This is a genomic window from Streptomyces sp. NPDC059567 (genome assembly GCF_042735655.1).
GTDB lineage: Bacteria > Actinomycetota > Actinomycetes > Streptomycetales > Streptomycetaceae > Streptomyces.
Genome location: NZ_JBHWBS010000039.1, coordinates 1 through 10,371, shown reverse-complemented (window position 1 = coordinate 10,371; position 10,371 = coordinate 1). Strand labels below are relative to the sequence as shown.

Genomic DNA, 10,371 nt, shown 5'->3' with positions numbered 1-10,371 from the left:
GGGGGGGTGTGCCTGTGTGTGTGCGTGTGTGTGGTGTGTGTTGTTGTGTGTTGCTTGGTCCCCCCCCCGCCCCCGCCCCCCCCCCGTGGGCCCCGCCCGGACCCTCGGCGAGCGCCCGATCCAGGAGTCCTGGGACCTCGCCCTCGGCACCCACCAACGAGCCCTCATCGAACTCGGTTACGAGGGCGTCAGCATCGAGCAGGTCCTGGAACAGCGACTGCGCCGCGCGGCGTACGGACCGCAGGCCACCGCCGCGACCGTTCTCCAGGCGGTCGAGGACGCGACCCTCCATCTGCGCAGCCGCCGCCTCGCCGACGAACTGGGCACGCGCGCCCTGGAGGTGCTCGCGGCCGAGCGGAGCGTCGACGGGGCGCCGGAAGTGCTCCGCCGGGTACGCCGGCTCCTCGCGTACTACCGGACGAGCGAACCGGTGCTGCCCGCGTGGATCGAATCGTTCGTGAAGACGGGTTACGCCCACTACTGCACGCTGCTGCCGACCGCTTTCGCCGACGAGGACGCGGGCGTCCGGCAGGTGGCGGCGATGCTCGGCTTCCTGTTCGGCATGGAGGCCCTGGCGCTGTCGCTCGGCTGCGACCGCACCCAGCTCGAGCTCGCGGTCGCGCAGTCGCATCCGGAGGACCCGTCCAAGACCGCGCTGCTGTGGGCCTCGCAGACCCAGCTCGGAACCATGACCCGGAGGGAACTCAGGGCGCGCTGCGACAGCCTCCTCGACAACCCGCTGGCCCTGCCGACGTACCCGCGCTATCTCAGCGGGCTCCTTCACGCCCTGGAGCCCGCGCCCGGTCTCACCGACTTCGTCGTGGAGGCGGTGTCGAACGCCTTCGGCCGACTGCCGGACCCGGTACTCCTGCCCTGGCTGCCGACCCTGATCACCAGCCTGCGCGCCGGCGGAGCCGAACTGGCACCGCTCCTCATCCGCGAGGCCGGACGGATCTTCCCTTCGCGGCTCGGGGAGCTGGACAGCTGGGTGCCGCCGTGGCGGGAGACGCCGCGGCCGATCCGCACCCGCGCGACGTCCGGCCCGGGGGCCGGAGGCCGCGCGCTCCTGCCCCACGCCTATCCCGCGGCCTGCGACGCGGTCGCCGGGCTGCTCGGCTGCGAGGGCCCTTGGGAGCCGGCCACGACCAGCCCCTCCGGCGTGGCCCTGGTGGGACGTCACCCCGCCACGGCAGAGGCCGTCGAAGTGCTGCTGACCCGGATCTGACGTCCGCCACGAAACACGCGGGAGCCTGCCGGCCCACCCGGCCGGGGGCTCCTGCGTGCCGGCGTGCTCCTGGCCGAACGGGCGTTGCTCGACTCACCCGCCGCACGACGGGCAGGGAAGGGGCCGTCAGTCGTCCGTGAAGGGGCTGCCCGCGCAGACCTGACGGGCAGCCGCTGCCGCCGGCTCAGGTGAGCGAGGGCACGCGTTCGGACCGCGGTGGCGGACCGGGCGGTGTGCCACCGCCGAACGGCCGCCCGCCGAGAGCTTCCCGACCGTGCGGTGTGAGCCAGCCGCTCGTGTCCGGGCCCTCGGGAACGATCCCGGTCGGGTTGATGGTGTGGTGCACCACGTAGTAGTGGGCCTTGATCTGCTCGAAGTCGATCGTGTCGCCGAAACCGGGCGTCTGGAACAGGTCCCGTGCGTAGGCCCACAACGTCGGCAGCTCGGTCAGCTTGTGCCGGTTGCACTTGAAGTGGCCGTGGTAGACGGCGTCGAACCGGACCAGGGTCGGGAAGAGCCGCACATCGGCCTCGGTGATGGTGTCGCCCACGAGGTAGCGCCGGCTCGCCAGTCGCTGCTCCAGCCAGTCCAGCCGTTCCCACAACCGCTGGTACGCCCCGCCGTACGCCTCCTGCGAGCCGGCGAAGCCACACGTGTAGACACCGTCGTTCACGTCCTGGAAGACCTTGTCGGCCACGTCGTCGATCTCGTCGCGCCGCTTCTCCGGGTAGAGGTCCGGCGCGCCGGCCCGCTGGTGGGCCGACCACTCGCGCCCCAGGTCGAGTGTCATCTGCGCGAAGTCGTTCGTCACCACCTGCCCCGTGGATACGTCGACGATCGCGGGCACCGTGATGCCGCGCGGGTACCCGGGCTGACGCGCGAAGAACGCCTCCTGCAGCCGCTCGATGCCCAGCACCGGATCCTTGCCGCCCGGGTCCAGATGGAACGACCAGCTCCGCTCGTCGTGCAGCGGCCCGGCGACACCCATCGACACCACGTCCTCGAGGCCCATGAGGCGCCGGACGATCGCCGCTCGATTCGCCCATGGGCAGGCCCGGGCGATGATCAGGCGATAGCGCCCGGGCTCCACGGGATAGCCATCACGGCCGTCGGCCGTGATCCGTGTCGTGATGTAGTTCCTGTCCCGCTTGAACTCACCGTCACCAGCCATGTTCCGAGCCTAGCCATGCTCGGCTCTCACGGTGGTGGCGCGGACAATCTCCCCGGACTCGGCGCCGTACGGCTCACACCTCGGGAAGGGAGGGATCGGGTGTCCAGGGGCTGGGTGCGGTGATCGCCCAGCGTTCGTGGTCTCGCCAGCCCCCGTCGATGTAGAGGTAGGCGGGCGAAACGCCTTCGTAGTGGAAGCCCAGCCGCTGGACCAGAGCCAGGGATGCCTTGTTCGCCGGCTGGATGTTGGCCTCCAGCCGGTGCAGCCGCAGGTCGGTGAAGGCGTACTGCAGCGTGGCGGTGAGCCCTTCGGTCATGTATCCGTACCCTGCGGACGGGGCGAAGGCCGCATAGCCGAGGGACGCACCCTGGTAGCGGCCCCGGATGATCGAGTTGATGTTGACCATGCCGGCGGCCTCGCCGGTCTCCCGGACACGGACCAGCAAGCCCTGGTTGGTGCCGTCTTCGAAGCGGCGCATCCAGACCTGGAACTCCTCCGGGGTCGCGGGTAGTTGCATCCATGGCCGGTGCAGTTCGGTGCTGGCCCGCACGAGCGTGCAGAACTCGTCCTGGTCGGAGAGGGTGAGCGGGCTTAGTTCGACCCGTGGCGACATCCTGAGCATGGACCAACGTTAGGGCCTGTGACCCGTGAGTCACCCGAGTGGTCCCGAACTCATGGGATCCGGATCGCGAGTGACGTCGAGGACGTGAAGGCGATCCACTCCGATCGACTCACCGGTCCGTGACGCACGACGCACCAGGACCGTACGTACAGTGACGCACGAAGAGCCTTCTCTTGATTCAAAGAATTCTGGTCGCTGCCTTCCGACGGCGATGTCGAGAAGCCGCGTCCGGCTCCGTCCCCGAGGTGAACGTGACCAGAATGGTGGTCGCACCGCATCGAGGAGAGACACGATGGCCAAGTACTTGCTGCTCAAGCACTACCGAGGCGCTCCGGCATCGGTCAACAACGCGCCCATGGACCAATGGACGCCGGAGGAGATCTCGGCGCACGTGCAGTACATGCGGGACTTCGCGACCCGGCTCGAAGGGACGGGCGAGTTCGTCGACACTCAGGCGCTCTCCCCGGAGGGCACCTTCGTCCGGTACGACGGTGAGGGGCGCCCGCCCGTCACCGACGGCCCGTTCGCCGAGACCAAGGACCTCATCGCCGGTTGGATGGTCATCGACGTCGACAGCTACGAGCGGGCGCTCGAGCTGGCCGGGGAGCTGTCCGCGGCTCCGGGTGCGGGCGGGAAGCCGATCCACGAGTGGCTCGAGTTGCGCCCGTTCCTGGCCTCGCCGCCCACCATCACGGAGTGACCTCTCCGATGGACGAGGCACTGCTCCGGAGCCTCACGCCGAGCGTGCTCGGAATCCTCGTCCGCCGCGGAGCCGACTTCGCGACGGCCGAGGACGCCGTACAGGACGCGCTGGTCGAGGCGGTCCGCCTCTGGCCTGCCGACCCGCCGCGGGACCCGAAGGCGTGGCTGGTCACCGTGGCCTGGCGGAAGTTCCTCGACGCGACCCGTTCGGACGCCGCCCGCCGCCGGCGTGAGGACCTCGTCGACGATGAGCCGGCGCCGGGACCCGCGCCCACGGTGGACGACACGCTCCGGCTCTACTTCCTGTGCGCCCACCCGTCGCTGACCCCGTCGTCCGCGGTCGCGCTCACACTGCGCGCCGTCGGTGGGCTCACCACGCGCCAGATCGCCCAGGCCTACCTGGTGCCCGAGGCGACCATGGCGCAGCGCATCAGCCGTGCCAAGCGCACCGTGTCCGGTGTGCGGTTCGATCAGCCCGGTGACGTCGCCACCGTGCTGCGCGTCCTCTACCTGGTCTTCAACGAGGGCTACTCGGGCGACGTCGACCTCGCGGCCGAGGCCATCCGGCTCACTCGGCAGCTCGCGGCCGCGATCGACCACCCCGAAGTGGCGGGGCTGCTCGCCCTCATGCTGCTCCACCACGCCCGGCGCGCCACCCGGACCGCGCCCGACGGGAGCCTGGTGCCGCTCGCCGAACAGGACCGCGGACGGTGGGACACCGCTTCGATCGCCGAGGGTGTCCAGATTCTGCAGTCGGCCCTCGCCCGCGACCGGCTCGGCGAGTTCCAGGCCCAGGCCGCCATCGCGGCGCTTCACGCCGACGCGCCCACCGCCGAGGAGACCGACTGGGTGCAGATCGTCGAGTGGTACGACGAGCTCGCGCGCCTCACCGACAGCCCCGTCGTCCGGCTCAACCGCGCGGTCGCCGTCGGTGAGGCCGACGGGCCACGCGCCGGGCTCGCCGCACTCGATGAGCTGAACGACTCACTGCCCCGCTACGCCGCGGTGGCGGCGTACCTCCACGAGCGCGACGGCGACCTGGCGACGGCGGCGCTGCTGTACGCCGAGGCGGCCCGAAAGGCACCCAACCTCGCCGAGCGCGACTACCTGACACGCCAGGCCGCCCGGCTCAACACCGGCGGTCGTGGCTGACGCCTCTCCATGGTCCGAATCCCCGAAGATCACGAGTTCCACTGGTCGCAGTGCCGAGTGGGCCGCCACGCTGCTCCGTCGAGGACCGCCCGCCGCTCGCCCGCGCCGCAACGAGAACAGCGCCCCTCGCCTGTCGGGAGGGGCGCTGTTCTCGTGAGCGGAGGAGTGCGTGCGCCGGGCGGGTCAAGGTGCCCGGCGCACGCCTTTCAGGGATTCAGACCCGGTCCGTCCCCCGTCGTACTGCGGAGGACAGTCACCTGTAGGTGGGGTCAGCGGCGGTGGTGGTGGTTGCCCCAGGACTTGGTGTCGACGGTGCGACCGCGGTCGTCGCGCAGGGTGGCCTTGTCGGAGTGGTTGTCCCACACGTAGTCGCGACGGTCCTGGTAGAGGTCGGTGCGGCTGTCGCGGCCCTCGCCGGTGTGGATGCGGATGGTGGCGCGGCCGGCGAGGCGGACGTCGCGGAAGCGGTAGCGGTTGCCGTCGTTGTCGCGCAGGGTCCAGCCGTCGAGGTTCACGGCGCGGCGGGAGTTGTTCGTGATCTCGACCCATTCGGCGTTCAGCGACCGGTTGGACCGGTTCTCACGTCCAGGGCTGTCGGCCTGCACGCGGCTGATCTCGACCCGCGGCTGCTGGCGGTGGCGGTCGTCGTCGTGAGCGGCGACGGCCGGCAGAGCAGTGGCGGAGACGATGGCGCCGGCAGCCAGCGCGGTCGCCGCGATACGGCGGGCGGTCGAAGAAGCAGACATGGGTGATGTCCCCTCAAGAACAGTGCCCCATCAGCCATTCGAGCTGGTGGAGCGTTGCCTGGTCTCGGTCCGGTGTGGGCCGAGGACCCAAACTCTGCGGCCTCTTCCGGACGCGTCGACATGCCGACCGGACCCCGTTACCAGATGCGGACATTTCCGTAACTTTCAGCTTCACAGAGCACGCAAATGCCTCAGATGTGCCCCTGACATTCGCTGCCCGCTGCACCCACCCGTTCAATGATCAACAGCAAGCCCTTACCGACTCCTACGTACGTGCCGCCGCGCCGTCCGGCACAGTCCCCCAACCGGCGGACAGCGCTTCGTAACAGCCGTCCTGCACGTTTCTTCGCACAACCGCGACGACTCCGCACACGAAGACGAAGGGGCTGCGGAGAGTCCGGCGGTCACAGGCTCCTGAGGAGGTCGTCGAGCGGGGCCGGCACCTGTGCCGGGTCGAGCGCCTCCACCAGGAGACTGCCGTAGCGGATCTTGCGGCCCTTCTTCGTGCCGAGGAAGCGCCGCAACTGCTGGTGACGGGGCCGACCGTGTTGCGCCGGCTGGCTCAGGAATGTCTGCCAGGGCCGCAGGTCGCCCTCGGCCCGGATGATCTCCTCGACCCTCGCCGTACCCAGCGCGCGGATGAGCTCGTCCTCCAGGTCCGCCACACACACGAAGAAGCCCGCGTGGGGTGCCCCTGCCCGTTCCAGGCCGCGGTCGTAGTAGCGCTGCTCGCGCTCGTCGCACAGTCCTGTCAGGCGCAGGCCGAGACCGGGCGGACCGAGAAGTCCGGCGTAGCGGCCCACGTTCATCGCCCCGCCCATCGACACGACGCAGACCCCTTCGGCGGCGAGGTCCCGGCCACGCCGCGCGGCCAGTGCCTCGACGGCCGCGAGGTCGCTCAGCCCTTCCAGGAGCACCGCCGTCCGCAGCCCCAGTTGCCCGGCCAGATCACTCGCCGGTCCGCCGGGACCGCCCGCCGCCCATTGACCGACCGCGTCCCGGAACGCCCACATGTCCACCATGCAGCGAGTCTGCACCTCCACCGACCGGCGCGGCATCGAATATTTCGACGGTCGGCTCGACAGGCCCCGGCGTCTCGCCCGCTGGTCAGTCGTCAGCACCTGGCGGGGACGGACGCCGGTGCTGCCGGCATCACCACTCGGCGTCGTGGACCGGCCGCGGAACGGTCACTCGGCGGGGCCGGTCGCCGGGAGGCACTACTCAGCGGCACACGGCCGTGTCCACGACGCGCTCGACACGCCTGATGGCCGCCACGTCGGCCAGGACGCGGGTCACCGCCACGTTGGTCACCGCGGTGAACGTCCGGTCAAGGACCCGATCGTGCGCGACACGGTCCGGCCGGTGACGGCACGGGCAGATCTCGATCGTCCCCGTGACCATCCCTTTGATCACTCACGCGCTCGGCGGAGGCGGCTCGCGGTCGATCCTCTCGGCGTCGGCGAGCAGATCAGGGTGCCGGCGCCTGGCGCTGAACAACTCGATGCCCAGCAGGCGTCCGTGCGAGTCGTAGTCGAGTATCGCCGTATCGTCCTCGGCGAGGACCCGCCGGACGGCCTCGCCCGGGGCGATCGAGTCGACGAGGTCGATGTACGCCATGTTCGCCGAGGCGTCGTACTCGACCCGCGTCGTCGGCTCCCACGTCGATCGCCGCGCCCCGCCCCGAGCCTGCCGGGCTCAGGGATCGCGAGGACGGTACCAAGTTCGGCGAACGCGACGCCCTCCGGGTCCACACCGCAGTACCTGGAGGGGCGCCGGCAGGGGGACGGTGCTCTACTCGGCGATTTCCGTGCGCTCCCACCACTCATAAACGGGGAGCTGCCCTTCCGGTCCGTTCTGAACCCGCGACGTGGCTCTGAAGTGTTCGTACCCGCCACGGTGCGCGATCTTCAGATCCTCGCCCGGCGTGGACACCGGCACGACCCGCTCCGGCAAGTCGTCGGGCCCGCCCACAAGTGCCGCCATGATCGTCATGGGTCCAGTCTCACCAACCGCCAATCCCGGTGCACCCCGACGCGCCGCCCGCGCTCGGCGCATTCCAGGGGCGCTCAGGCTCGTAGCCCCGTGACCTCGCCCACGTGCCGCAGGCTCGGGGCGAGCAGGATTCCGCGCAGCTGCGCAAGCGTCTCGACAATTCCGCGTCCGTCAGCTTCCGCGATACCTCGAAGCCCCGCAGCACCACCCGACCCCGTCAGGCGAGAGGGACTCGCACCCGCACGCACTTGCCCAACTCATGGACCAGTACGGCGATTTCACCGCCCACCTCCGCGGCCATCAGCTGGATCAGAAGAAGGCCTCGCCCACCCTCGGCATTCTGATCGACCTCGAAGGCGGGGTCAGGTAGCCGGGGCGGGGCGACCGCACCGTCCGCGACCTCCAGACACAGCCAGCCCCCACCGCAGGAGACACCGACGCGCATCCGTCCGGTCGCGGCAGCGGCATGCTGGACGACATTGCCGACGAGCTCGCTGACAGCCAGCAGCAAGGTGTCCGCGACGTCGGCGGCGACCCGCCACCCCTCGAGCAGGGCACGGACGCGACCGCGGACCAGCGGAACGGTCGCGGCGGTGGGCTCGGGGACCCAGCGGACGAAGGCCCGCGTGGAGACGGAGGCCGGAGCATGACCCGGGGCCGAGGCCAGGGCCGGCGCACGGGCAGGGGCCGGAACGCCGGGTGCGGGATGGGCGGTGGCGGTGAGCATGACGTGCTCCCAGAGGGGGATACGCGACGCAATCGCGTGGTCACTCGTGTAACTAACTCGAGAATCTGACAGCCCCTGGGCTTGTCGTCAGCGGAAACGCGTCGCTAGAGTTTTGATAACACGTGTAACACGTTACGTCCCCCCGGGCGTCGCGCGCAAGCATTTCGGACAAAGCGCCACGAACCCCGGGGCCGGCAGAAGGGCCGCAATGACGCAATCCCACCCGGCCGAGCTCGACCTGGCCGACATGACCTGGCCGCCCCCGCCCTACCACCCCCCGGTACCGCCCGTGACGGACGAGCACGGAGTGCGCCGCTTCGACGGGGTCACCTACGCCTCCACACCCGGATACCGCCCCCGGCTCCTCGACGTCCAAGTCCCGGCCGGAGAAGGGCCGTTCCCCGCAGTCGTGTGGATCCACGGCGGCGGCTGGCTGGACGGCGACCGGCGCTACCCGCCGCCGACCGTGCCGGCCGCCCTGCTGCACGGCTCGGTCCTGGCCGCAGGGCTCGCGCTCGTCTCCGTCGACTACCGGCACAGCCTCGAAGCCCCCTTCCCTGCCCAGCTGCACGACGTGAAGGCCGCGATCCGATACGTCCGCCGGTTCGCGGGCGACCTCGGCATCGACCCGGACCGGATAGCCGTCTGGGGCGAGTCGGCGGGCGGCCACCTGGCGGCGCTGGCCGGCCTCGTCGGCCCGGGCAGCGCCGAGGCCGCGGCGCTGGAGGGCACACACGGGGTGCGCACCGGGGACACCGGCGTCCGGGCCGTCGTCGACTGGTACGGAGTCTCCGACCTCCCCGCCCTGGCCGGTCAGCCCGTCCCCGGGATGCCTCCGGGCGGTGAGTTCCCCGACCCGTACGACGCCCTGCTCGGCGGCACCGAGGCGGAGCGCCCGGCGCTGGCCCGCACCGCGAGCCCGGTGACGTACGCGCAGGACTCGACCCCGCCGCCGTTCCTGCTGATCCACGGCACCTCGGACGGCCTGGTCCCGTTCAGCCAGAGCGAAGTACTCGCCGAGGCCCTGGCAGGGGCGGGTGGCGAGGTGACCCTGCGTCCCGTCGAGGGCGCCGACCACATCTTCCTGGGCTCCCCCGACATCCCGGAGATCGTCGCGGAGAGTGTCGCGTTCCTGGCCAAGCACCTGGCAGCGGGGGCCTGAGGCTCCCGCCGAACCCTGTCCCCGCTCCCCCGGCCACCCCAGTCGCCGGCTCTCCCCCTTCCGAACCGCTCCCGTTCCGTAGCACTCCTGTTCCGCCGAGGGGCCCGGTCCGACCGGGCCCCTCGGTACGTCGACCACCCAAGGGCCGCGGACCCCACCCCCGCGCTCGCGAGAGGCAGCCATGTCCAGCAATCCGGTCACCCCCACCCCCTTCACCGAGAGACCGCCCGACGACGCGGCGACCCAGCGCCGGCGCCCGGGTGTCCTCATGGCGGGACTCCTCCTGCTCGGCGTCGCCACGCTGCCGGCTCTCGTCGTCCGGCCGGACCCGACCAACCCCCCGTTCCAGGGCCTGGACGACCAGTGGCTGGCCTGGATGGGCGGCCCGCACGACGGGCCGTACGCCGTGCTGGCCGCGGCTCTGAACTGGTTCGGCGGCCCGCTCGGCGTCGTCGTACCGCTCGCCCTGCTCTTCTTCCTGCTCCTGCGCAGACGCTGGGTCTCGGTCGGCTTCCTGCTCGGCGTCTACTTCGCCGGCAACCTGCTCGTCGTCCAGGGCCTCAAGCACCTCGTGGACCGGCCGCGTCCGGCGAACCCGCTGGTCCGGGTCGACCACGGCTCGTTCCCGTCAGGTCACGCGGCGGGGGCGGCGCTGCTCGTCGTACTCGTCGGTGTACTGCTGGTCCCGGCCGCGCGGCGACGGGCCTGGTGGCTCGGCGGCACCGTGTTCACGCTGGCCATGATGTGGAGCCGTACGTGGCTGCACGCGCACTGGCTCACCGACACGGCGGCCGGCGCGGCCGCCGGTGCGGGCGCGGGCCTGCTGGCGTGGTGGCTCTGCGCCCCCGCGCTCGCCCGGGAGTCCGTACGCG

General features: G+C 71.2%; 10 protein-coding genes and 2 pseudogenes. 5 read left to right on the top strand and 7 right to left on the bottom strand.

Annotation, left to right across the window (positions count from 1 at the left end):
- Positions 1-97: 97 nt before the first annotated feature.
- Positions 98-1,225 (top strand): annotated as a pseudogene (locus ACFVZW_RS19040) (hypothetical protein); the annotation flags it as partial.
- Between the two features lie 184 nt (positions 1,226-1,409).
- Here ACFVZW_RS19040 and ACFVZW_RS19035 read toward each other — a convergent pair.
- Both ACFVZW_RS19035 and ACFVZW_RS19030 read right to left on the bottom strand, forming a co-directional pair.
- Positions 1,410-2,396 (bottom strand): glutathione S-transferase family protein, encoded by a 987-nt coding sequence (locus ACFVZW_RS19035; RefSeq protein WP_384522658.1) that lies wholly within the window; start codon positions 2,394-2,396, stop codon positions 1,410-1,412.
- A gap of 73 nt (positions 2,397-2,469) precedes the next feature.
- Complete coding sequence (locus ACFVZW_RS19030) at positions 2,470-3,018, bottom strand: GNAT family N-acetyltransferase (protein ID WP_384522656.1); 549 nt, start codon at positions 3,016-3,018, stop codon at positions 2,470-2,472.
- A gap of 292 nt (positions 3,019-3,310) precedes the next feature.
- On the opposite strand from ACFVZW_RS19030, the gene ACFVZW_RS19025 reads away from it, so the two are divergent.
- Both ACFVZW_RS19025 and ACFVZW_RS19020 read left to right on the top strand, forming a co-directional pair.
- A complete protein-coding gene (locus ACFVZW_RS19025) occupies positions 3,311-3,718 on the top strand; it encodes a YciI family protein (RefSeq protein WP_384522654.1) in 408 nt (135 codons plus the stop codon).
- A gap of 8 nt (positions 3,719-3,726) precedes the next feature.
- Complete coding sequence (locus tag ACFVZW_RS19020; RefSeq protein ID WP_384522738.1) at positions 3,727-4,872, top strand: RNA polymerase sigma factor; 1,146 nt, start codon at positions 3,727-3,729, stop codon at positions 4,870-4,872.
- Positions 4,873-5,141: 269 nt separating this feature from the next.
- Here ACFVZW_RS19020 and ACFVZW_RS19015 read toward each other — a convergent pair whose 3' ends face one another.
- The 5 genes and pseudogenes from ACFVZW_RS19015 to ACFVZW_RS18995 all read right to left on the bottom strand — a co-directional run bounded on the left by ACFVZW_RS19015 (position 5,142) and on the right by ACFVZW_RS18995 (position 8,337).
- Entirely contained in the window at positions 5,142-5,618 is a 477-nt protein-coding gene (locus ACFVZW_RS19015; RefSeq protein ID WP_384522652.1) for a lamin tail domain-containing protein, read from the bottom strand.
- 404 nt (positions 5,619-6,022) lie between these two features.
- Positions 6,023-6,640, bottom strand: coding sequence for a TOPRIM nucleotidyl transferase/hydrolase domain-containing protein (locus tag ACFVZW_RS19010; protein ID WP_384522650.1), 618 nt, complete (start codon positions 6,638-6,640; stop codon positions 6,023-6,025).
- A gap of 391 nt (positions 6,641-7,031) precedes the next feature.
- Positions 7,032-7,250, bottom strand: a pseudogene (locus tag ACFVZW_RS19005) (DUF2283 domain-containing protein); the annotation flags it as partial.
- A 159-nt stretch (positions 7,251-7,409) separates the two neighbouring features.
- Entirely contained in the window at positions 7,410-7,610 is a 201-nt protein-coding gene (locus ACFVZW_RS19000) for a DUF5988 family protein (RefSeq protein ID WP_384522648.1), read from the bottom strand.
- A 217-nt stretch (positions 7,611-7,827) separates the two neighbouring features.
- The gene (locus ACFVZW_RS18995) at positions 7,828-8,337 is read right to left on the bottom strand and encodes an ATP-binding protein (protein WP_384522646.1); all 510 of its coding nucleotides are present in this window, start codon (positions 8,335-8,337) and stop codon (positions 7,828-7,830) included.
- A gap of 208 nt (positions 8,338-8,545) precedes the next feature.
- Here ACFVZW_RS18995 and ACFVZW_RS18990 point away from each other — a divergent pair, with 208 nt between their 5' ends.
- Positions 8,546-9,499, top strand: a complete 954-nt coding sequence (locus tag ACFVZW_RS18990; RefSeq protein ID WP_384522644.1) for an alpha/beta hydrolase fold domain-containing protein — start codon at positions 8,546-8,548, stop codon at positions 9,497-9,499.
- A gap of 181 nt (positions 9,500-9,680) precedes the next feature.
- The coding region (locus tag ACFVZW_RS18985) for a phosphatase PAP2 family protein (protein WP_384522642.1) at positions 9,681-10,371 on the top strand (691 nt) is incomplete at its 3' end.

Coding starts and splice junctions, on each gene's coding strand:
- ACFVZW_RS19035 (WP_384522658.1), bottom strand. CDS start 2,396: ATGGCTGGTGACGGTGAGTTCAAGCGGGACAGGAACTACATCACGACA.
- ACFVZW_RS19030 (WP_384522656.1), bottom strand. CDS start 3,018: ATGCTCAGGATGTCGCCACGGGTCGAACTAAGCCCGCTCACCCTCTCC.
- ACFVZW_RS19025 (WP_384522654.1), top strand. CDS start 3,311: ATGGCCAAGTACTTGCTGCTCAAGCACTACCGAGGCGCTCCGGCATCG.
- ACFVZW_RS19020 (WP_384522738.1), top strand. CDS start 3,727: ATGGACGAGGCACTGCTCCGGAGCCTCACGCCGAGCGTGCTCGGAATC.
- ACFVZW_RS19015 (WP_384522652.1), bottom strand. CDS start 5,618: ATGTCTGCTTCTTCGACCGCCCGCCGTATCGCGGCGACCGCGCTGGCT.
- ACFVZW_RS19010 (WP_384522650.1), bottom strand. CDS start 6,640: ATGGTGGACATGTGGGCGTTCCGGGACGCGGTCGGTCAATGGGCGGCG.
- ACFVZW_RS19000 (WP_384522648.1), bottom strand. CDS start 7,610: ATGACGATCATGGCGGCACTTGTGGGCGGGCCCGACGACTTGCCGGAG.
- ACFVZW_RS18995 (WP_384522646.1), bottom strand. CDS start 8,337: ATGCTCACCGCCACCGCCCATCCCGCACCCGGCGTTCCGGCCCCTGCC.
- ACFVZW_RS18990 (WP_384522644.1), top strand. CDS start 8,546: ATGACGCAATCCCACCCGGCCGAGCTCGACCTGGCCGACATGACCTGG.